The sequence below is a fragment of the Candidatus Paraluminiphilus aquimaris genome (genome assembly GCF_026230195.1).
GTDB lineage: Bacteria > Pseudomonadota > Gammaproteobacteria > Pseudomonadales > Halieaceae > Luminiphilus > Luminiphilus aquimaris.
In genome coordinates this window covers 2,317,068-2,338,310 of record NZ_CP036501.1, presented here as the reverse complement: position 1 = coordinate 2,338,310, position 21,243 = coordinate 2,317,068, and the positions used below count along the sequence as shown (strand labels likewise).

17 protein-coding genes and 1 tRNA gene are annotated in these 21,243 nt (G+C 51.1%); 4 read left to right on the top strand and 14 right to left on the bottom strand.

The window, feature by feature from the left end:
• Positions 1-185 precede the first annotated feature (185 nt).
• Complete coding sequence (locus tag E0F26_RS10755) at positions 186-1,298, top strand: energy transducer TonB (protein ID WP_279241660.1); 1,113 nt, start codon at positions 186-188, stop codon at positions 1,296-1,298.
• Between the two features lie 348 nt (positions 1,299-1,646).
• On the opposite strand, the gene E0F26_RS10750 is transcribed toward E0F26_RS10755, so the two are convergent.
• From E0F26_RS10750 to E0F26_RS10700, 11 genes are all read right to left on the bottom strand, one after another.
• Positions 1,647-1,880: a hypothetical protein gene (locus E0F26_RS10750; protein WP_279241659.1), complete on the bottom strand. Its 234-nt coding sequence runs from the start codon at positions 1,878-1,880 to the stop codon at positions 1,647-1,649.
• Between the two features lie 92 nt (positions 1,881-1,972).
• Positions 1,973-2,548: a GIY-YIG nuclease family protein gene (locus E0F26_RS10745; RefSeq protein ID WP_279241658.1), complete on the bottom strand. Its 576-nt coding sequence runs from the start codon at positions 2,546-2,548 to the stop codon at positions 1,973-1,975.
• 14 nt (positions 2,549-2,562) lie between these two features.
• Positions 2,563-3,813: a hypothetical protein gene (locus E0F26_RS10740; protein WP_279241657.1), complete on the bottom strand. Its 1,251-nt coding sequence runs from the start codon at positions 3,811-3,813 to the stop codon at positions 2,563-2,565.
• A 272-nt stretch (positions 3,814-4,085) separates the two neighbouring features.
• Positions 4,086-5,789: a site-specific integrase gene (locus tag E0F26_RS10735; RefSeq protein WP_279241656.1), complete on the bottom strand. Its 1,704-nt coding sequence runs from the start codon at positions 5,787-5,789 to the stop codon at positions 4,086-4,088.
• 97 nt (positions 5,790-5,886) lie between these two features.
• Positions 5,887-5,980 (bottom strand) — tRNA-Sec (locus E0F26_RS10730).
• 52 nt (positions 5,981-6,032) lie between these two features.
• Entirely contained in the window at positions 6,033-8,018 is a 1,986-nt protein-coding gene (selB, locus tag E0F26_RS10725) for a selenocysteine-specific translation elongation factor (RefSeq protein WP_279241655.1), read from the bottom strand.
• The gene (gene selA / locus E0F26_RS10720) at positions 8,015-9,415 is read right to left on the bottom strand and encodes an L-seryl-tRNA(Sec) selenium transferase (protein ID WP_279241654.1); all 1,401 of its coding nucleotides are present in this window, start codon (positions 9,413-9,415) and stop codon (positions 8,015-8,017) included. The genes selB and selA overlap by 4 nt, the downstream gene beginning before the upstream one ends.
• A gap of 50 nt (positions 9,416-9,465) precedes the next feature.
• Positions 9,466-10,914 (bottom strand): sodium:solute symporter family protein, encoded by a 1,449-nt coding sequence (locus tag E0F26_RS10715; protein WP_279241653.1) that lies wholly within the window; start codon positions 10,912-10,914, stop codon positions 9,466-9,468.
• Positions 10,915-10,954: 40 nt separating this feature from the next.
• The gene (locus E0F26_RS10710; protein WP_279241652.1) at positions 10,955-13,114 is read right to left on the bottom strand and encodes a prolyl oligopeptidase family serine peptidase; all 2,160 of its coding nucleotides are present in this window, start codon (positions 13,112-13,114) and stop codon (positions 10,955-10,957) included.
• Between the two features lie 56 nt (positions 13,115-13,170).
• Positions 13,171-13,515: a hypothetical protein gene (locus E0F26_RS10705; protein ID WP_279241651.1), complete on the bottom strand. Its 345-nt coding sequence runs from the start codon at positions 13,513-13,515 to the stop codon at positions 13,171-13,173.
• A 77-nt stretch (positions 13,516-13,592) separates the two neighbouring features.
• Positions 13,593-14,516 carry an ArsR/SmtB family transcription factor gene (locus E0F26_RS10700; RefSeq protein WP_279241650.1) on the bottom strand — a complete coding sequence of 308 codons (924 nt, stop codon included), beginning with the start codon at positions 14,514-14,516 and terminating at the stop codon, positions 13,593-13,595.
• A 170-nt stretch (positions 14,517-14,686) separates the two neighbouring features.
• Here E0F26_RS10700 and E0F26_RS10695 point away from each other — a divergent pair, with 170 nt between their 5' ends.
• The 3 genes from E0F26_RS10695 to E0F26_RS10685 all read left to right on the top strand — a co-directional run bounded on the left by E0F26_RS10695 (position 14,687) and on the right by E0F26_RS10685 (position 17,625).
• Entirely contained in the window at positions 14,687-15,298 is a 612-nt protein-coding gene (locus tag E0F26_RS10695; protein ID WP_279241649.1) for a glutathione S-transferase family protein, read from the top strand.
• A gap of 83 nt (positions 15,299-15,381) precedes the next feature.
• Positions 15,382-16,851: a S41 family peptidase gene (locus E0F26_RS10690; RefSeq protein WP_279241648.1), complete on the top strand. Its 1,470-nt coding sequence runs from the start codon at positions 15,382-15,384 to the stop codon at positions 16,849-16,851.
• A gap of 102 nt (positions 16,852-16,953) precedes the next feature.
• Entirely contained in the window at positions 16,954-17,625 is a 672-nt protein-coding gene (locus E0F26_RS10685; RefSeq protein WP_279241647.1) for a nitroreductase, read from the top strand.
• A gap of 195 nt (positions 17,626-17,820) precedes the next feature.
• Here E0F26_RS10685 and ribB read toward each other — a convergent pair whose 3' ends face one another.
• The 3 genes from ribB to E0F26_RS10670 all read right to left on the bottom strand — a co-directional run bounded on the left by ribB (position 17,821) and on the right by E0F26_RS10670 (position 21,199).
• Positions 17,821-18,921 (bottom strand): 3,4-dihydroxy-2-butanone-4-phosphate synthase, encoded by a 1,101-nt coding sequence (ribB, locus tag E0F26_RS10680; protein ID WP_279241646.1) that lies wholly within the window; start codon positions 18,919-18,921, stop codon positions 17,821-17,823.
• Between the two features lie 15 nt (positions 18,922-18,936).
• Positions 18,937-20,115: a thiolase family protein gene (locus E0F26_RS10675; protein ID WP_279241645.1), complete on the bottom strand. Its 1,179-nt coding sequence runs from the start codon at positions 20,113-20,115 to the stop codon at positions 18,937-18,939.
• Positions 20,116-20,194: 79 nt separating this feature from the next.
• Complete coding sequence (locus tag E0F26_RS10670) at positions 20,195-21,199, bottom strand: GlxA family transcriptional regulator (protein WP_279241644.1); 1,005 nt, start codon at positions 21,197-21,199, stop codon at positions 20,195-20,197.
• Positions 21,200-21,243: the final 44 nt, after the last annotated feature.

Here is a 21,243-nt window from a genome sequence, read left to right as displayed (position 1 = left end):
AAAAAAGAGGGTATTTAGAGACAGGGCTGTGATTACTGGCGTGTGACTGCTGTCGGTTCTGGGTAGATGCATTAGAGGTCGGTTTAAGGTATGGCTGTCACTCTCGTCACACCATGCGCGCACAAACTTGCATTACGAGGAGGGTGATGTTTTTTTGGAGCCTCGTTTTTTACTACGGACGCCCCATGCAACCTCTATCGTATGCTGTCTTTGCTCTTGCCTTGTTCACATCTAATGCCATGGCCAGTGATGACAAGCGGTTCATGCGAAAAGGGCTGGAGACGCTATACCTTCAGGAATTGAAAGCATACGAAGCCTGTCGCGAAAATGAGTCTGAGGAGTGCAGCTTTTCGGAGGTCTATGGGTTTCTTAGGTTGCTGGAGCTAAATTTACCTGAGGAAAAAACTGCTCCTCGTTATCCAACTGCGGCGCAAAGAGCTGGATATGCTGCGGTAGTTACAACCGAACTGACCATAAGTGACGCTGGGGTGGTCGAAGACGTAAAGCTACTGTCTTGCGAGTCTGGATTTGGTGATGCTGATTTAAAGCTGAATTGGAGGCATGACGGGCGTTACTGCGGGAAGTTTGAATTAGCGGCTAAGGACGCGCTGACTTCATTTAAATTCCCTATATTCCCATTGGAACTTCAGGGTGTGCCTAGGAAACAGTTGTGGAGAAATACCTTCTTGTTACAAGGCCAAAATAGTAACGATATAAATGCACAAATCACTGACTTAAAGTCCTCTCAAATTAAGAAAATTCAAAAGCTTTCCAAGGCAAAGGATTGGTCAGCGTTGGAGGAGTACGCCTTCCAAAATAGTGAGGAAAATAATGCGTTTCTCTACTACGCAGCTGACTCAGCTTTGATGTTAGGTGACGGTCCACTGGCAATTTCCCGCTTTACCCAATTCCTAAAAAACGGAGGGCATAGCTATTGGCATTTCGGAGTCAAAGCAGCAGCTATCACCGTGTCCCATTATTATGAACTGGGTAACGATCAAGAGGTGGTTGACCTTGCTAGAGATTCACTACTTGCTAAGTACCTTGAAGAGGGCAACGTTATAAGCAAAGCAGCAATTGCTGACGCACTTCTAAAATACGCTTCTTCTCTAACCCTGATTGAAAAACCTGAAATTGCGAAAGCATTAGGAATATTGGAGAAGATAAAACGACATGGGCAGTTGTATGGCGGCATTCCCAAAGGTCTTATGGATATGGTGAATCAGCAGACCGTTAACATTGAGTCACAGATCATCGCTATTGGAAAATCTAGAGTGAGACAAGAGGAGCAAGGGTAGGCTCAGAAGAACAAGCGTGGTCTATGGGCTGAGGAAGATCCTGTAGCGCCGTGGGATTGGAGGAGATGATGACTTCAGACGTTACGCCCAAAAACATTTTCTTGTTAATCACCTTAATTGTGATCATTTCATTTGGAGTTTATGGACTAATCGTGCTCCCGACGCCGTATGAGAGGTGCTTAGAAACCGCAGAGCAAAGGAGGTTAGAGTGCATTTCGTCGGGCGTAGATCAAATAGATTGCTCAAGAAGATCTGAAATTGAAAAGAAGAGCCGATGTCATAAACCTGCTGGGCATGACTGGTTTAGAACTGACACAACTTAGTAAGCCTCCTCTCCAGCTGCCGCTCCTAAGCTTCCGTCATGCGTTCACCATAGGCATTGCGGTGTGCCTTCATGTACTCGACCTTAAGTTCAGACAGACTAATCAGCCCACTGTGAAACCCTGCAGCCATAAATCCATTGAGCCAACGACGATCTACTTGGGTGACTGAGGCTGACTGAAGTAGCAGGTGTTTCTTCAGCTTATGCTTGAGGCTGACGAGGTAGGCTTTTTTGCTTTTGGTATGGGTGTCAGTGGGCATGTCTAAACTTGTATCCAGTAATGAAGGGACAACTCAGTCACATCAGAGGTCAACAATCAGTAACTTGTTATCAAGCGGACTTTCCATGGACCTCATCTAGTCACCACTACGTGTCTCGTTGGTTTCTCTACTCTAGCCATTTGCCCATCTCGCATCAAAAGACCTAATACGCTGTAAGTTAAGTAGTCTCTCGCTCCACCGCCATAATCAGACTGCAGTCCCAACTGTTTCGCTGCTTCTGCATTTCTTATTCCGGTAGGATTAGCACGTGCTAGTTCAAGAATCGCGTCTTTCAAAAGTTCTAAACCCATCTGTGCTTTTTCGTAGCAACCGTCGGGGACGTTTATACGGCTTTTCCCAGATATGTTGTCAGGATTTGGCCTAACCTTGTTAACTAACAAGCCACCTCTGGACCTGACGCCAAATGAGGCTATCAACTCCGCTTCTATCTTGAGCGCCTCCGGCTCAGTAAGGTTTTCAACAAGAATTGTGTGGATTACTTTTCGGCCTGAGTCATGGATTTCATTGATGAGAGCATTTTTATCAGAGTCACCTTTTTCCTTTTGATGCTCCCAAGCTCTGGTGCCAGTACCTTTGCCAATGTAGAAGGTCTTGGCTGGCTTCTCCCGTGGATCTTTCAAGGCATAAACGTAGAAGGGATTTTTCAAAATGCGGCTCCTTTTTAAGGTATGTCAGTGGTGACTCTGGCCAGCCCAGACATGTCCATCTGCTTGTCCCATTGATAACTCATTTCTTCACACGCCCAGCCTATTTCATCTAAAGGCACAGCAACTGCATCATGGACAGGCAAACACACGATTCCTTGTTTCACGCCCTCCAGCATAACGTTTTTCAGAATCTGACCTTCAAAGTTCTGAGCATAGATGCCCCAGCCATTAAATAGCTCCAGCTTTGGAAAAACCTTGAGCGACGCTTCCTTCAGCTTCTGGAAATTTTCCTTGCTGATACCTTCCTTAAAACAAGCGTGTAACGCACCAACTTCGTTGTCGCCTCCCATGGCAACCGTGAAGAACTTTTTGACCAACTGACGAGACTCAATACCAGCCTCAGTACCAACCGTTGTGTAAGGATCCTCCCCTGCGTCAATGCCACCATTGAACGCTAAATTGAGCCTCAGATGGTTAGCACTAAAGTCCACTTCACAGATATTTTTCCCATCAATGAGAGTGTTAATCCTAAGCCTCATACGACGGTCTGGGAGGCTCTGGAAGGGCGTATACAGGCGACCTCCTTGGAACGCATTGGATTTATATTTCAGCTGCACAGGGCCTTTACAGGCCCACTGGTGGGGCTTCAGGAACTCATTGATCGCTGCCAGTTCCTGCTTCTCTGGATGGTCCGATGGCAGGTCAGCAATGCTGTCCCAACCTCCTTCGGCTTCATTGATAATCAGATACGGAGGTTCAACAGGTTGCTCAATTTCAAGAAAGTAAGACCAGAGTAGCTCCATCAGTTTAGGCGTTGGAAATGCCCGGGCTTTGGCTGGTTGATCCTTGTATTTTCTGCCCGGCAGCAAGACGACGTAGCCATGCTCCTGAAGCCACTCAACGATATGCCTCGTTGGCCTGTAGCTAATACCTAATCGTCTTGGGTAATAGCTGTCTGAGTAATACTTGCTGTCCTGCGGGATTAACAGCCAATGACGCTGGTACATCACAAAAGACAGATTCAGTAGCAGGGCTTTCCAGTGGTGTCGGAGGTTCTCAACTTGGGTGTTGTTTCTGCCCCCTTTGGATGGATCTAGGAAGGTCTGCTCAAGCAGCTGGTTGAAGTTGTCCTCTGACGTTGACCCTTTACGCAGCTTGAGTGGTTTCAACCATTGATGATGTTTGTAGTCATCGGTTGGTAATTCGTAGCTCTCAGCGATGATGGCATACAGTGTCTGTGCGTGGTTGGGACGTGTGTTATGCATAAGTACTATGGGCTGCCAAGGAATATTAAAGTTACATTACCTACTTCTTCTCCTTCAAAATAAACAGTAGGAGTAGTCCTCTTTGTCTCCTTCCTTTGTTATTCGTCTTTTGTTGCTCAGTCCGGAGTAGCTTCAGAGGCACCCACATTGCCACACACACTTGTTGGTCAAAAAATAACCAATATTGACCTAGGTATTACAAGTAGAAACATCTGAAAACACTGGTTTTTCTGCGCATTACGAGTAGTAGGAAAATACCATCTAGATTCCTGCTAATGCGGATCATTTGTTGGTATCTCAACACAATTGAACTCAATGTGGTGCAATGCTTCGTGAAGCCGAGCAATGGAAAATCCCTGTCCATAAGCTTCACCCGTGGTACCTGTAGATCTGCCCACGAAGTTCTCCGCTAACTCGTCTGAGCAGCCTGAGTTACGAAAACCATCTTTAATGTTGTGTCTAAAGGAATGAAAGCTGGTTTTGTCTGTTTTGATGGCGATTTTCTTTAAGTATCGACTGAACCATTTGGAGAAAGTACTTGAGTAGGTTCCATCGGCGGCCATAGGCGCGTCTGAAAACAAACGACCCTTAGCATCCTCTTTTGTCCGGCTTTCCAGAAAACTTAAGAACCCCAAGGAGATAAGATCGTCGTGAAGTGGAACTAATCGCTTCGACTGTATTGTTTTTAGCTTTTTGTCTGGGTGATTAAGATTTAGGTCGAATACCCAGGTGTTGTCATATTGCCTTACGTCCTCCACATAAAGCTGAAGAATTTCCTGCTCTCGCATACCTGAATACAGACCAATTAGCGGCATCCAATACTTGTGCGATCGCGTCGGAATCATTCTTCCGGCTTTGTGGCACGAGGCAAGCGTCTGACAACCCTTGAACAGTGGTGAGGAGAATAAGGTGATTAGTTGCTCCTGACTAAAGGGAAGACGTTGTGCTCGTTTGTTCAGCTTGGTTTTCTTTGTGCTTCCTTTCCCTTTGAAGGGATTTGAGCCAGCGTAGTCTAGTTCTTGGATGGCGAAGTTGAAGAGACTGCTTAACGACTGAAGGTAGTTGTTCTGTGTCGTTGTACTCAGCAGTTTAGCGCCGTCACGCTCTGCTGCCTCAACCATTTCAACTGGGTTTAACGAGGGATAAATTTTCCGGGCATTACTCGGCGATCGTTGAAGTAGTTCTTTAAATGCTCTCGCCGCCTTACTGGATATGCTCCCAAGTGAGAGACTGGTAACAGGTATGCCCTCAGTCACTTCGATGAACTCCACGAAAAAGCTAAACATGGCGAGAACACTACGATGTTGTTTTGTGCTCCAGACGCCTTCCTGCTGAGTTAAGTATTTATCAACTACTCCTTGAAAATTAAATTCGGACTTGTCCGATGTCGTTGGCTCCAGCTCTTCAGAAAATAATTCGTCGAGGATTAGGTCAGGATGCTCCAACTCTCCTTTTACTATTAAGTCCGCATTACTGTAGAAGTCAGCAAGTCCACGGAGGGCTGCTCTGCAGAGTTGGTTGTAAATGGCTTTTGAGAAGCTTTCAGCATTGTCGCCAAAATACTTATTAACAACAGGAGCGGCTGAACCCAGACGTGATTTCTTCAGATCTGCCAGTATTTCGTTTCTGAAAGTCCGCGCCGTGAAGGCTTCCAGTTCCACATCCTCATCTGATCTGTTCTCAAAGGTTTCAAGGGCTTCAGTAAGTAGTCCTTGGGTTTGATCTTGGCAGACTCTGTCGGAAAACCGTTGAAGCTCCTGAGGTGTGAGTAGGGTCGCTCCCTTGGAAATCTTTTCAAACAGTTTGTCTAACATGTCGGCCATTGCGATAGCTGCTCTTTGCGCCACTCTAAGATCAGATGTAATTAACGATCGTATAACTTCCCGCTGACCGAAAAAACCTCTCAAGTTTTTTGGCACACTGCGGCGGAAATAGAACCTTTGATGGCGTATGGACAGGTAAGGAACCGTGTTCATGTTGTATCTCCCGATGTATCAAAACAAGCACTTCGGTCAATACAGACAACTAAATTTCATTTATAAATATTTGATTTATATGCTTTTTATCTAAATATGGCGGAAGAGGTAGGAGTCGAACCCACCAGGCGCTGTCTCAGCACCTCACTGGTTTTGAAGACCAGGCACCCCACCGGGGATGTCGCTCTTCCTGATTAGCTTCGCTAAAAGGGTGTCTGGATGCATCGTAAAACAGATAGGTCGCTAGGTAACCAAGCGTTTTTCGATAGCTGTTTTATTAACGATCACTCGCTGGTCACCGTCTCTTCGCGTAAAGCCCAGACTGTCAAAGTATTCCAGTACTTCGATGGCGAGTTTCCTTCCGATGTTGAGCTCGTTTTTGTAAGCGACTACCGACAGTGACTGATTTGCGGCGATTTGCTCGGCCACTTTTATGAAGGTAAGCAGCGTTCCACTCAACACGAAGCGATCCGCGTTGAGGCGGTGTAAAGCACGCACCTCTCGGCCGTGCTTGATAGCGAGTTTTATATCAAGATCCCCAAGTCCTGCTTGTGATTTCGCCTCTGAAATGACGGGCACGTTTAAACCCGCGGCTTGCAGCGCGCGCTCGAGTGATTGCCAGAGGGCATCATGAGGGTTGGTTGCATCGAAGGCGACAGGGAGTCGGATTCTCCCCTCAGCGCTCTGCAGCTCGCCCTTTTTTAATAAAATGGTCAGCGTTGCCTCTGCGAGGGCTGGATGCGTAGCGCGTCCGGCCGCATCCAGCAGTTGGTCCTTTAATATGCCTCGCGTTGCCGGCACTCCCGCTTTCTTCGTCGTCGCAGGTTCTGCTTTCGCAACCTTTTGCCCCTTCGTCACGTCTGTTATTGAGCGGTTTTCTACAGCGTCGAGGAGAGCTGTCCTCGTTCGCGCGAGCTGTGATGTGCTCGTTATCCAATAACTGCCACCTGTTTGGAAGTTAATACACCCGACGGGTGTAAAGACTGCGGGAGGCGCATCTCTCAGGTTGAAGCACGTCGTCAGCTTTGAGAAATTGATGCAATGGCCTTGATCAATGAGCGCAGTCACCACTGACGCTATGTCGGCCTGCTCCAAAGCCTCAAGCCACTGAATACGATGGGGTTTGGATTTACCGTACTTAGGCCCCTTGGGGTCCAGCACTACGCCGCCACCTAGCGTGTCGGTCTCGGAATCATCCCGAATGACAAAGCGCTCGCCGTGGGTTGTGCACAGTGGCTGTTGGAAGATCAACTGCGCTTTGCTTGACTCCCCGGGGATGAGTTTACTCGCCTTGTTATCGATAAGAGCCACCTGCGCGGCGACTCGTTTGGCGCCTATGTGCACTTTTACAGGTGACAGGTGCTTGAGTGGGCGAGCGAGCTGGGGCAACAGTTTCAATGAGACATCGACACGCTCCGATGTTTCAGAAAAGTTTGAATCAACCAGCAGATCGCCGCGCTCGATATCGTTTAGCTCGACCTTTCCCGAGATACACAGCGCCACGCGTTGCCCAGCGGTCGCCGTCTCGTTTTGGACGTCGTTAGCACGCACCTCCTTCACTCGGACATCAATGCCTCTTGGCAGTAGGTGCAACACATCGCCAACGCTGACTCGGCCAGCGCTTGCAGTACCTGTGGCTACAATGCCGGCGCCTCTGACATGAAAGCGACGGTCAATCGATAAACGAAAACCGTGCTTCGCGCTTCGATCGGTCTGTTCGTCGGCCCGCTTACGGGCGATATTAAGTAAGGTTTCTCGAAGCGTATCTATGCCTAAGAGAGTGGCATTGGAGACCCGAAAAACGCTTGGATCTGCGCCGGTCGTCTCACTAACTAAAGCGCTGACACGGCTTGCAACCGCGGCAATTTGATCCTCAGGCGCCCGGTCGATTTTTGTAACTACGATATCAATATCTTTTACGCCCAGTAATCCCAGAACAGCGAGATGCTCGCGTGTCTGTGGCATGGCGCCATCGTCTGCCGCCACGATGAGTAACGCTCTGTCTATGCCAGACACCCCAGCAATCATGTTATTGATGAAGCGATGATGGCCGGGGACGTCGATAAAGCCGATCGGTTTGCCTGTCTCGGTCGGTAAATAGGCATAACCAAGGTTAATCGTGAGTCCACGCGCCTTTTCCTCAGCTAACGTGTCGGTATCAATGCCGGTGAGTGCTTTAACCAGTGAAGTTTTTCCGTGGTCAACGTGTCCCGCTGTTGCAATGATCACGGAGCGATATCGTTTAATTGCTCAATAAAGTGACTCTCTTGCTCGGGTGTGAGGCATCTGAGATCAAGTAGCAACGCACCATTGCTAAGGCGCCCAATAATCGGGGTCGCCAGCTCCCGAAATTGCTGATGCAGTGTTCGCAACGCCTCATCCTCTTCTTGACGCGCGCGAATCGAGAATCCAGCACTGGGCAGTACCTCCATTGGAAACGATCCGCTACCAATTTGACTGGAAACGGCGATGACATCCACCTTGAACGAGTCGCCAAGGGCGGTGGCCAGCGGTTCGCGTAATCGAGCCGCCTGTGCCTGGATGTCGCTCTCGCTTCGTGTAAGGAGTTTCAGGGTAGGGAGTTCTGATGCGAGCGTGTCCGGGTTGCGATATAACTGGAGCGTCGCCTCTAGAGCTGCAAGCGTCACCTTGTCGAGCCTCAGAGCACGTTTTAAGGGGTTTTTCTTAATCTCTGCTACCAGCGACCGCTTACCGGCTATGATCCCCGACTGGGGGCCACCCAATAATTTGTCACCGCTAAATAAGACAAGGTCAGCCCCATTTTCGAGTGTCTCGCGAGCCGTTGCTTCGTGCGGGAGACCGAGCGCCTTGAGGTTGATTAAATTTCCGCAGCCCATATCCACAACAAAAGGAATACGGTGAGCCCAAGCGAGTTTCGCTAGGTCGGTTTCCGGTACCGTTTTTGTGAAGCCTTCAATGCGATAGTTGCTCGTGTGAACACGCATTAAAAGCCCCGTGTCACTGTCTATGGCGTCTGAATAGTCTGAGAGATGCGTACGATTGGTGGTGCCCACTTCGACGAGATGGCAGCCCGAGCGGCTCATGATATCGGGTACACGGAACGAGCCACCAATCTCAACCAGTTCGCCTCGTGAGACCGGGACATGCTTATTTAAGGCGAGCGTATTTAGCGTGAGCAGCACCGCAGCGGCGTTGTTGTTGACGACGGTTGCCGCCTCTGCGCCCGTGAGCTCACAAATAATCGCCTCTATGTGGCTGTCGCGATCGCCACGCTTGCCCTCGGTGATGTCGTACTCGAGGGTTGTTGCTCCTGAGGCGGCCTTACTCATCGCCGTAATTGCTGTTTCTGCCAGTGTGGCGCGTCCCAGATTGCTGTGAAGAACGATCCCCGTGAGGTTAAAGACGGGTACTAAAGAGGAACGACTCTCGCGTAACAAGCTGTCTCGAACAGAGTTCAAAATGACCGCCATTGCAAAATTAGGCTTTTTACCTTGGTGAAGGTGCGCTCGAAGGAGAGATAGCTGCTCCCTAACCGCGGCTGTTACGGCTTGATGGCCCCAGCGCGCAATGTCGTCATCCAACTCGGCGAGCACGACGCTGACAGACGGAAGATGTCTTAGCTTTGCTTGTATATCGTCGTTCACGCGAATGGGTCCTTTCTTACAGCCGAGCAGTGTAGCCCGATAAATGAGAATTATGCACTGTGCGGCACGGGGTCGTCATGGACGCGATGAGAGGAGACAAGGTAGATAACACTCGACACTAAAAGCGCGGGAAACACTTCGTGGAGCAGGTCACTGAGGCCAAGGACAATCCAAATAATGAGTGTTGCAATGCCCAAAAGCATACTTGTAAAAACGCGGGCTGCAGACGCAATTCTGCCGTAAAGCCCGAAGACAACAGGCGGAAAAAAGCACACAGCGTAGAGGCTGCCTGAGAAGATGGTGATGCCCACAATGTCGCCTGGTGGATTGAGTGCCATAAAGGCCGCGATACAGGCAAAGCCAATTACGGCAATGCGCGACAACCGAACTTCGTTCGCAACATGTTTAAAGGGGGCTATTAGGTTTTTATAGAGTGTTGACGACGCGACGAGTAAGACGCTATCCATCGATGACATGGCGGCTGAGACGATCGACACGATGAGGAGGTCTGTCACCCAAAAGGGGAAGATAGCCGCGTCATTAACCAGTGTTGGTACGATGAGATCAGTGTCGGTTACGTTGTCCAAAATAAGGTGCGCGTAAAGCCCAATGGGGAACATACAGACGAGAATTAGCGTCAATCCCAGTACGGCGATCCACATCCCGCGCTTAACTTCGACATCGTTTTTCAAGCCATAGAAGCGCGATAGTTGTCTGGGATCCACGATGAGCTTCAAAGCACCCGAGAGCGAGACGCCGAGCAAGACGGCGAAGGGTATAGCACCGTTTAGATCAAAGAGATGTTGCTTCGTGGGCATATCGACAAGCTGAGAAATCGCGCCAACACCGCCCGCAGCGCGTGTCACGAAATAGAAAATGGCCAAGGCGCCTAGCAGCATGAAGACGCCTTGAATGGCGTCAGTGCGCACCACCGAGACAAACCCCCCGATCGAGGTGTAAAGGACGACGACAAGCAGCGTTACCCCAACCGCCACCTCATAAGGCACACCTAAGAAAATTTGGAAGAGGTGCCCTGCGCCTTTGAAGATCGCAAGAAGATACAAAAGGCTCGCGAAGACAATCACAGAGGCCGACAACAAAAGGACGGGATGTCGGCTTGCATGGGGGGCGTTGTTGAGAACACGACCCTTGATGTAATCGGGGATAGTGAGCGCATCCCATTCAGCCGAGAACCGTCTCAGTGGCGGGCCGATCCAGCGCCATGAGACCCAAGAGAAAAGCATCAGAAGGAGCGCGAGGGTGAACCAGGCTACGCCGTATTCGTAGCCTTTTCCCGCATGGCCAATAAACGTGTTGGTTGACGCAAAGGTGGCAAAGAAGGAAATACCGACAACCGCGCCTCCCATTTCGCGATTACCCACGTAATAGCCACCCACGCCCGTAGCGGCCTTACTGCCGACATAGGCGTTGTATAACAGTACTCCGACATAGGCGCTTAGCAGTGTGCTGGCGATCCAGTGCTCGACAAACCAGTTCATGAGCTAGTCTCCGCGGCTACGGTGCGAGAGCGGCAAAAAATCAAAGCGCTGATCCCGAGGTTTTGACTTTTTCTACCCCCATATTTTTGAGGGTGAAGCTGTAGATGTCAGTGTATTGATCAATAATCTTGTCGGTGGGTGTTCCGGCGCCATGTCCTGCGTTGCTGTCAATGCGAATAAGAATCGGCGTGTCACCCACATGGTCGTATTGCATTTGTGCCGCAAATTTAAAGGAGTGGGCGGGTACGACACGATCATCGCGCTCGGCCGTAGTAATGAGCGTTGCTGGGTAGGCCGTACCCGGTGTTGTGTTGTGTACTGGCGAGTAGCCAAGCAGGTACTCGAACATCTCTTTGCTTTCATCGGCTGTGCCATAGTCATACGCCCAGCCGGCGCCCGCTGTAAACGTGTGATAGCGAAGCATATCGAGTACGCCCACCCCGGGGAGCGATACTTGGAAAAGATCAGGGCGCTGAGTGGTAACGGCGCCAACCAGCAGACCGCCGTTCGATCGGCCGCTAACGGCGAGGCGCTCCTTACGGGTGTAACCCGCCTCGATCAAAAACTCTGCAGCCGCGATGAAATCGTCAAATACATTTTGTTTTTGGCGTTTAGTTCCCGCGATGTGCCAGGCTTTTCCGTACTCTCCACCCCCTCGTATATTGGGTACGGCGTATATGCCCCCCATCTCTAACCACGCCGCGACCGTACTACTAAAACGCGGACGAATACTGATATTGAAGCCGCCGTAGGCGTAGAGAATAGTCGGTGTTGTGCCGTCCAATTCAGTGTCTTTCCCATAGGTGATGATCATGGGAATGCGTGTTCCATCTTTGGACGTATAGAAGACTTGTTCGGTCTTGTAGCGGTTCCCATCAAATGGAGACTTTGACGCGCGATACAACGTGGTATCGCCGCTCTCGGGGTCAAGTTCGAATATCGCCGGTGCAATTCGATAGTTGGTGAAGCTGAAATAAATCGTGTCCTGCTCTTTTTTGCCTGAGAAGCCCGACGCCGTTCCAAAGTCGGGTAGCTCAATATCTCTCACAAACTGACCCTTTAAATCGAACTGCTTTACCTGACTGATCGCATCAATCATGTACTCGGCGAAAATGAAGCCAGCACCCGCGCGAGCGGTGAGGACCACCTCAGATTCTGGGATAATATCGCGCCAATTAGTCTCCTTGGGATTCTGGGGGTCGACCGCCACGACTCGGCCTTTTGGCGCGTTGTGATTGGTGGAAATGAGGAGGGTTTCACCATCGCTCTCAAGAAGGTAGCCATCTGCTCGCTCATCAGCAAAGAGGGTAATTAGTTCATTGGTATCCGAGCGCAGATCTTTTACGAAAAGCTTGTTTCCTGAGGTGGAGTTCGCGGCACTGATGAGCAAGTAGCGGTCGTCTCCACCCACGTCTGCACCCACATATCGGTGTTTTTGCTCCGCCAGTTCGCCAAAGACAAGCTCGTCCTGGCTCTGAGCTGTACCGATTCGATGGAAATACAGTTTGTGCTGATCGGTTTTTGCCGAGAGTTCGCTGCCCTCGGGTTTGTCGTAGCTTGAGTAGAAAAATCCCTCACTGCCCAGCCAGGAAATACCAGAAAATTTTACGTCGTTTAGGGGTGTCTCAAGTATCTGCCCGCTCGCCACGTCACGCACGACAATTGAGCGCCAGTCACTGCCGCCGACCGACAGCTGATAGGCCACTCGACTACCGTCGTCGGTGAAACTCACTCCCGACATGCTGACAGTCCCATCATCACTGAAAGAATTGGGATCTAAAAACACAGTCTCTGATCCGTCATCCGCTACTCGATAAAGGATGCTCTGATTTTGGAGTCCCGAGTTGCGATAGACATAACGCGCATCCCCCGCAACGAAGGGCGCACCCTCGCGCTCATAGTTAATCAATCGCGCAACGGTTGCTTTGACGTCGTCACGAATTGCAATATCGGCTAGGTAATCGCGTGTGACTGAATTCTGATCGCCAATCCAGTTTGAGGTCTCGTCACTTAAGTCATCCTCTAGCCAGCGGTAAGGATCCGCAACCTCCACGCCAAAGTACGTATCCACATGATTGCCGCGGCGAGTATCGACAGTATTAATGGGCGCGGACGCCGCAATTTGAGCATCGCTTGAGGTGTTGTCTCCACAACCCAAGAGACCCGAGAGCGCTACGAGACAGAGAGTAGTTTTTTTCATTGGATGTCCTTCGTGTTCGGAAGCCTTTTTATATACCGATGGAGAGTGACAAGGGTCTAGGTAAAACGCTGTAGGTTGCCTTCCAACGACTCACGTGTCACCACCTCGCTAAACAGGCATAAACCTCTGCGCTCGCTGACAACGGCAATACCCATTCCCTCAAGCAAGCTTGTCCGGCTAAGGGTCTGAGGTGAAAGCCGGTATATTTCCCGTATCTCCCCGTTGTGCCATAGCCACAGCATTACTAACTCTTCTTCGGTTGTGTTTTCCCATTGAGCGATAAATTCACCCCTCGTCCACTGGTCAGACTTGATCAGTTGCTGCGTGCGACTGCTATCGAGAACGTGGCTCGGGTTGTAGTCAGGAAAGTCACTGGTATTTCTTAAATTGACTGTGTTCATGAGGGAGAGGGTAGTGCAGCGGGTTAGAAAGGTCATTACCTTGGTTAGACTAAAGAACGCCCAACAGGCTGGATTGCTTAGCCAGTTTTCGTTGCAAGAATTAGGCTGATGTCGAGCGATTCACCGGGGATCTTATCGATTTGTTCGACAGATAAATCTTCATTAACGAGCCAACTCATAATCGATTTCATATCGACACTCACCGACACCTGCTGAACGCTATCGCCCTCATGCTGTGTAAATGCCACGATGAGCATCTTGCCACCTCTCTTTAGCACTCGCGTTGCTTCCTGAAACAGGGCAGCGGGATCGTCCGCGAAGTACAAGACTTGATCGATCGTTACGGTGTCGAAGCTGTTGGCGGCGAAGCGCATCTGGTACATATCTTCTTGGCGGACGGAAAGGTGCGTCATTCCCGCTTTTTCGATCGCGTCTCGCGCCACGACCACCATTTTCTTGGACAGATCTACGCCATAGCCACTACTTGCCATGGGTCCCACAAGACCCAGCATGCGGCCTGTTCCCGTGGCGACATCGAGCAGATGCCCAACGTTGTGTCCCTCGAGCAAATCCGTAACGTGTTGAATAAACGTTTGTTCATCACCGTGATAGCGATGGAGCTCAAGCCATTCGGGTACTTCATCCTCGACGTAGGTTTCAGCGAGCTGCGCTCTGGCCTTTCGAATAACGGATAAGCGGCGACTGTCTTCTTCTATTGTGCTGTCAGCCGCATCGATACTTGCGAGCAGCGTATTGAGGATGTCGTCGTAGGGAGGCTGGCGATTTACGCGGTAGAAAATGAAGTGCTGCTCACGAAAGCTTTCGAGTAGCCCTGCATCTTGTAAGATTTTGAGGTGGCGAGAAGTGCGGGGCTGGCTGTGCCCGGTAATCCGGACCAAGTCCGTGACCGTGAGCTCTCCCTGGCTGCAGAGAAAAAGCAGTCGAAGACGACTTGGGTCTGCAGCGGCCTTTAAGCACTGTGATAACGCGTCAATGTTCATGGGTATAAAGATAGCTTTATATGAGCGAAATGCATACGCCCAATGAGGATTTTTCAGTGCACAACCGCTACGCTAGGGTACGACGTGTTTTTATCCAGGCCTGCTGAAGAGAGGGTTTAGGCGTAAGCCTCGAAACACAAAATTAAACTAAAAAAATAAAAGGAATGATCATGCTCAAACTCCACTTTGCACCTAATTCACGCGCTGGGCGCATTCTTTGGTTACTAGAGGAGCTAGCGCTACCTTATGAGCTCAACGCAATGTCGTTTCATCCAAAGGACCTTAAGTCCGATGAACATCGGGATCGACACCCCTTAGGGCGTGTTCCCGTACTGGAAGACGGTGATGTTTCCATTTACGAGTCGGGCGCGATCGTTGAGTACATTTTAGAGCGTCATAAAAATGGGGGCTTGAAGCCCGCGGCAGATAATGACCGCTTCCCCGAGTATTTACAGTGGTTCCACTACTGTGAAGGCATGGTAATGCCTCCTATGAATACGATTGTGGTGCATACAATCCTCTTGCCAGAGGAGCGCAGAGATCCCGTTGTCTTGGGACAAGCACAGCGATTGCTCAATAATGCGCTAAAGCCAGTTAATGAGGCGTTGGAGGGACGTGAGTATCTCATCGGTGATTTTTCAGCTGCCGATATTATGCTCGGGCACGCGTGCTTTATGAGTAACCGCATGGGGTGCGTGTCTGATGATATGGCGAACGTGAAAGCCTACGTGGAACGCATTACGCGTCGCGCGTGCTTCCAAACCGCGATCAATACGCAATAAAACAGGATCACTTGGCAGGTGGCGAGGGTTTCTCTATCGTGGAAGCGCGTAAAAACCTGCACGTATTCGATAGGACTTACTAAATGATGCTCAAGCCATTTATCGCCTTATTTATCTGCCTCAGTGTCGCTGCCTGCGGTGGCGGGGGGGGATCGTCGTCTCCCGCGCCTGTTGCGGGAGGGGGTACGGGCTCCGGTTCCGGATCGGGTTCTGGGTCTGGTTCGGGGGGAAGCACTGACGCGTGCGGACCAGCGGCGCAAGTACAATTCGTCAAGGAAGTCGCAGAGAGTTATTACTACTGGTATGACGAGTTGGCAGAGGTAGATGCCGAGGATTACACGGATCCGGCCGCTTATCTTTCGGCCATCATGCAGCCCATCTGGACAGACGGCACGGGTCGAGACCCCGGCTTCTCGTACATGACGACCATTGAAGAAGATACCCAGCGATTTACATCAGGGGCCTTCTACGGCTACGGCGTACGCTACCGCATTATCAATAACAATTTCTATTTCTCCGATGCTTACGAAGAAGGGCCCGCCCACACGGCAGGCGTTCGTCGAGGACAGCGACTTTTAGCGGTAAAGCGCGATGGTGAGGCTGACTTTGAAACCTGGGATGAAATGGTTGCTCGAAATGCTGAGCTACCCACGGCCGTATTTGGCGCCAGGGGAGAGCTTCAAACGACGGTGTTTCGCGTGGAATATGAAGGCGAGCAAAGTGAGATAACGGTAACGACAGAAGAGACCACGACACCGCCTTTAGCCGGCGACGTGCTGGTTATTGACCGAGCAAATGGCACACCGGTTGGTTATATAAATTTTAGAACCTTCATTGATGCAGCGGATGGCCCCCTGAGAGCGGCAGCGACGAAATTTCGCGAGGCAGGCGTTACGGATCTCATTATTGACCTTCGCTACAACGGTGGCGGACTAGTCAGGGTTGCTGAAACTTTCTTGAACTTACTGGCTGGTGACACCGCGAACGGACAGCTAAGTTACATCGTTAATTTGAACGACAAACATCAAGATCAAAATAGCACCGCAAATTTTGGGCCTTTACCCGAGACCTTCAGTCCGCTGCGCATTGCCTTTATTACAACCGGCGGTTCCGCCTCGGCCAGTGAGCTACTGATTAACAGTGTTGATCCGCATATTGAACTCGCCATTGTGGGCTCCGAAACGTCAGGTAAGGCCGTTGGTCAATATGCATTTGATCTCGACGCAGACAACTGTGAAACACGGATGAGACTCATCGCGTTTGAGATACAGAACGGTGAAGGGCAGGGTGGCTACTTCACCGGGTTGGTGAGCACAGGGCGTTTTACTTTCTTTGAGGCGGCTGATGATGCGACACGTCCGTTTGCCGACGCGGAGGAAGACTCTTTTGCGGCAGCCTTTAACTGGTTAAGCGGTATACAGCCAAAGGTTAGCGATGTTGGCGACAGTAAAGCCTCTTTCGACGAGCCGCTTGCTGTTGCAGGCTTCGATGCTTCTTGGCCGGTTAATAAAGATGCGCCGTTAAACCCAGACGGCAGCGTTCGTTCTTTCTAGCACGACAATTAGGAGAGCATTCGCACCGCGTTTGCGCTATTCACCTGATGAAAGAGTCGGTGTAGCCTCGCTGCACTGATTTGAGATTTTTTAGGAGTGACCATGAACAACGCAGCTCAGACGTTTCAGGCTATTGTTAACGAACGTCGTTCGATTCGCGCATTTAAGTCTGACCCCGTAGGGCGTGAGGTGATCGATGCTGTGTTTGCACCGGCACTTCGTGCGCCCAGCAACTGTAATACGCAACCCTGGTTTGTTCACATCGTGACGGGCGATAAGTTAGAGAAGCTACGTGAGTCGCTGCCAATGGCCTTCGCAACCGGCGATGTCGCCCCCGATTTCCCGTATGACGGCGTTTACGATGGGGTTTACAAAGATCGCCAATACGGTGCCGCAAAGGCACTTTATGATGCGCTGGGTATTCCCCGGGAGGAGAAGGCGAAACGTCAAGAGTGGTTTCTTGGCAATTTCCGATTCTTTGATGCGCCTGCTGTTGCCTTTTTTATGCTTCCAGATGGCTTTGGACTAAGAGAGGCTTGCGACCTGGGTATGTTCACACAAACCGTTATGCTGGGTTTGACGGCGCAGGGGCTGGGCTCCTGTCCTCAGACAGCGTTGGGCTTCATGTCTAAGCAAATTCGTGAAGTTATCGACATACCCGAGCATCACAAATTGATGTTTGGCTTGTCGTTTGGCTATCCGGTGGATACACCCATAAACGATGTTGTAACCGATCGAACCGATCTGAGTTCAGCGGTTACCTTCCACAGTTAAGGGCTAATCAGAAACCGACGAGGCGCGAGCGACAAAGCAGCCAGAGCGGACTGTGCGTTAACAGTAATGCCCTAGCAATTGGTGGCTCATAAGGGTTTTATCAGCCCAAACGCGCGTCTTCAGCGCGGTTTACGGGCCTTTTTGCTCGGCGGCGTAGCGGTTGTAACGCGCGGATCAGCCTGTGTGTTCTCGCGCTCAGGGCCGAGGAATAAAGCCTGAGACTTCGAGCTGGAACCCAGATATTGCGTTGAACTTGATCGGTGCTGACATGACCTTCATGTTCGTCACACCCAAATGGCGGAGCATTTGAGCGCCGGTACCAATGACCCGGTAATTCTGTGGAGGTGCCTCGACGTCAGCGGTGCCCGCTAACTGCGCAATGTTACGCATAATGGTATCGGGTGACTCCCAACCGCCTAACATTACGACCAGCCCACGCCCTTGCTGTGCAATGTATGCCATTGCTGATTCATAAGACCATCCCTGCGATCCATTGGGTAACTTAGTGCCCAGTACATCGCGCAGGGTATTAATCGGTTGAATTCGAACGGGCAGGTCGGGTGCCGTCAGGTCGCCTTGGTGAAGTGCGTATTGAATTTGCCCGTCGACAAGATCCTCGAACGTTGTCAGCGTGAACTGACCCCAACGCGTGTCGATGGGAAATTCACCCGTGCAGCGCACAGATTGCTCATGCAACGCTCGGTACTCAATCAAATCAGCAATGGTGCCAATGCGCAGGTTGTGGTGCTCAGCGAAGACTTCCAATTCCGGACGTCGCGCCATGGTGCCGTCCTCGTTCATAATCTCGACAATGACGGCCGCAGGCTCGCAGCCCGCCATACGCGCAAGATCGACACCGGCTTCGGTGTGTCCAGCGCGCTGGAGGACGCCACCAGGCTTCGCTACCAGCGGAAAAATGTGCCCTGGTTGTGAGATGTCCGAGGGCTTGGCGTCTGACTTTACCGCTTCTAGAATGGTGTGAGCTCGTTGCTTAGCACTCACACCCGGACCAACAGCATGCGTTGCATCAATCGATACCGTGAAGTTGGTTTCGTGCTGCGAGCGATTGTCGCGCACCATAAGGGGAATGCGCAGTTGCCGCGCGCGCTCCGCCGTGATGGGCATACAGATAAGACCGCAGGCTTCGCTCGCGAAGAAGTTGATAATCTCCGGAGTTACTTTCTCCGCCGCAATCACGAGATCACCCTCGTTTTCACGGTCCTCGTCATCCATAAGAATGACCATCTTTCCTTCGCGAATATCGTCCAGAATGTCTGGAACCGAATCTAGCGGCATTAAACCTCTCCTAACTCAACACTTCTCAATGGCGACGGCTGTCGCCTCGCCACCACCAATACACAGCGCAGCGACACCACGCTCCTTGCCGTAGTGATGCATGGCATGCATAAGGGTGACGATAATACGTGAACCTGTGGATCCTATCGGGTGTCCTTGCGCACAAGCACCACCGTGAACATTGACCTTATTCGGGTCCAAGCCGTGCGCTTGCATGGCGAGCATGGTCACCATAGCGAAGGCTTCGTTAATCTCCCACAGGTCTACGTCGCTTGCTGACCAACCGGTTTTCTCCATGAGCGAAGAAATTGCATCGACGGGTGCAAGTGTGAACTCTGCCGGATCACGACTGGCTCTAGCGTGGGCGATAATTTTTGCCATCGGCTTAAGCCCATGCTCCTTTACGGCAGACTCGCTTGCGAGGATAAGCGCGCTGGCACCATCGGATATGGAGCTGGCGTTCGCGGCTGTAATCGTTCCCTCTTTGGCGAAAGCGGGTCGTAACGATGGGATCTTGTCGACGCGCCCTTTATGGGGTTGCTCATCGTCAACCACGGTGACGACATCTCGGCGTGTTTTGACCTCTACTGCGGCTGTTTCTGCCTTTAGGAGGCCTTGCTCAATCGCGGCTTTTGCGCGCGTGAGGCTTTGAATGGCGAATTCATCCATAGCCTCACGTGTAATGCCATGCTCATCGGCCGTCTTCTGGGCAAAACTGCCCATCGCGCCACCTGTGTAGGCGTCTTCGAGGCCGTCCATAAACATATGATCATATATGTGTGTGTGCCCAAGTCGCTGACCTGCGCGTCCGCTGGGCATGAGGTGCGGTGCGTTCGACATGCTCTCTAGCCCCCCCGCGATAGCCACGCTATTTGTGCCGGCGCGAATACTGTCGATGCCAAATATTGTTGCTTGCATGCCGCTGCCACAGGCTTTGTTGACGGTCACTGCGCCAACGTGATCGGGTAGACCAGCATATCGGCTCGCTTGTCGGGCTGGGCATTGCTTGAGCCCTGCAGGCAAAACACAGCCCATGAAGACCTCGTCCACCTTATCGCCGTCAAGTCCAGATCGTTCCACGGCCGCTTTTATAGCCGTACTGCCAAGTTGTGGCGCAGTGACAGGGGCGAGATCACCCATAAGGCCACCCATAGGCGTACGAGCGCCGCTCACAATGTAAATTGCTTCGGACATGAGATGAGACTCCAGTGCGATTTATTATGGTGAGCGATTAAGCCACAGCGGCATCGGCGTCTCAATGAAAAGACGTCCCTCAGTTGGCGGAAAACATCTTACCCCGCACGGCTTTGCGATACTGAGTTGGCGTTAACTGATTGGTTTTTTTGAATTGGCGAGCAAAATGCGCGGAATCGGTAATCCCCACTTCTGCGGCCACTTGTGTGACCGATAAGTTGGTTGTTCTGAGTAGCGTAGCCGCCTCGCTCATGCGCAAAGTGAGCAGGAATTGCCATGGTGTGGTTCCCGTGGCCCGCTGAAAGCGCCGTGAAAGTGTGCGTTCTGACAGCCCATATCGCCCGGCAAAATCAATCGTGGAGACAGGTGCTCGCAGCTTTTCACGCATATATAACTGCAGGTCCATGACGATCTCGTCGTAATGCTCTTGCAGCATATGTGAGCCGAGTTGTGTGGTTCGGAAACGCTGACGGATTTCAGGTGAAAATTGATTTTCGATTCGTCTCGCTACTTCAGGGTTGTAAAAGCCACCCATGAGGTAAACCAACAGGTCGCTGATTGAATTTACGCTTCCAGCACAATAAAGATTGTTAGATTGCACGATGAGCTGGTCGCGTCGAAGATCGATCTCCGGGTAACGCTTAGCGAATTCGTCGAACCAAAACCAATGGGTCGTAGCCGCTTTCCGCCTGAGCAGTCCTGTTTCAGCCAAAAGAAAACTTCCAGTGCCAACGGCTGCAATGGCTGCGCCGGACTCCGCGATCCGGCGTATAAACGGGACTAAACTAGGGTGCTTCGTTAATACACGCCGCGGATCTCGCCAGATGGCTGATATAACCAATAAATCGAGTGTTCCAACACTGTCGATCGCTTTGGTTTCAACTGTCAGTCCGCCGCTCGTCGTAATCATGCCGCCCTCAGGCGACAGCAGTGATACGTGGTTATCAGCGTCGAATACTTGCCCCGCAGCTTGCCCTGCTGCCATAGAGAGCTCCATGGGTAGGGTGACTGAACTCGCTAATGCATTGCTGTGAATGAGTGCAGCAATGCGTGGGATGCGAAATTTTTCCGTCGGTTTTTTCATGATATGTGTCTGAAAAACACAAAATTATAATGTGCTCTGTTCCT

Bases quoted from the DNA above. Each gene is read 5' to 3' on its own strand.
- E0F26_RS10700 (WP_279241650.1), bottom strand. From the start codon at position 14,516: ATGAACATTGACGCGTTATCACAGTGCTTAAAGGCCGCTGCAGACCCA.
- E0F26_RS10685 (WP_279241647.1), top strand. From the start codon at position 16,954: ATGAACAACGCAGCTCAGACGTTTCAGGCTATTGTTAACGAACGTCGT.
- E0F26_RS10710 (WP_279241652.1), bottom strand. From the start codon at position 13,114: ATGAAAAAAACTACTCTCTGTCTCGTAGCGCTCTCGGGTCTCTTGGGT.
- E0F26_RS10740 (WP_279241657.1), bottom strand. From the start codon at position 3,813: ATGCATAACACACGTCCCAACCACGCACAGACACTGTATGCCATCATC.
- E0F26_RS10675 (WP_279241645.1), bottom strand. From the start codon at position 20,115: ATGTCCGAAGCAATTTACATTGTGAGCGGCGCTCGTACGCCTATGGGT.
- E0F26_RS10715 (WP_279241653.1), bottom strand. From the start codon at position 10,914: ATGAACTGGTTTGTCGAGCACTGGATCGCCAGCACACTGCTAAGCGCC.
- E0F26_RS10755 (WP_279241660.1), top strand. From the start codon at position 186: ATGCAACCTCTATCGTATGCTGTCTTTGCTCTTGCCTTGTTCACATCT.
- E0F26_RS10735 (WP_279241656.1), bottom strand. From the start codon at position 5,789: ATGAACACGGTTCCTTACCTGTCCATACGCCATCAAAGGTTCTATTTC.
- ribB (WP_279241646.1), bottom strand. From the start codon at position 18,921: ATGCCGCTAGATTCGGTTCCAGACATTCTGGACGATATTCGCGAAGGA.
- E0F26_RS10695 (WP_279241649.1), top strand. From the start codon at position 14,687: ATGCTCAAACTCCACTTTGCACCTAATTCACGCGCTGGGCGCATTCTT.
- E0F26_RS10750 (WP_279241659.1), bottom strand. From the start codon at position 1,880: ATGCCCACTGACACCCATACCAAAAGCAAAAAAGCCTACCTCGTCAGC.
- E0F26_RS10670 (WP_279241644.1), bottom strand. From the start codon at position 21,199: ATGAAAAAACCGACGGAAAAATTTCGCATCCCACGCATTGCTGCACTC.
- E0F26_RS10705 (WP_279241651.1), bottom strand. From the start codon at position 13,515: ATGAACACAGTCAATTTAAGAAATACCAGTGACTTTCCTGACTACAAC.
- E0F26_RS10690 (WP_279241648.1), top strand. From the start codon at position 15,382: ATGATGCTCAAGCCATTTATCGCCTTATTTATCTGCCTCAGTGTCGCT.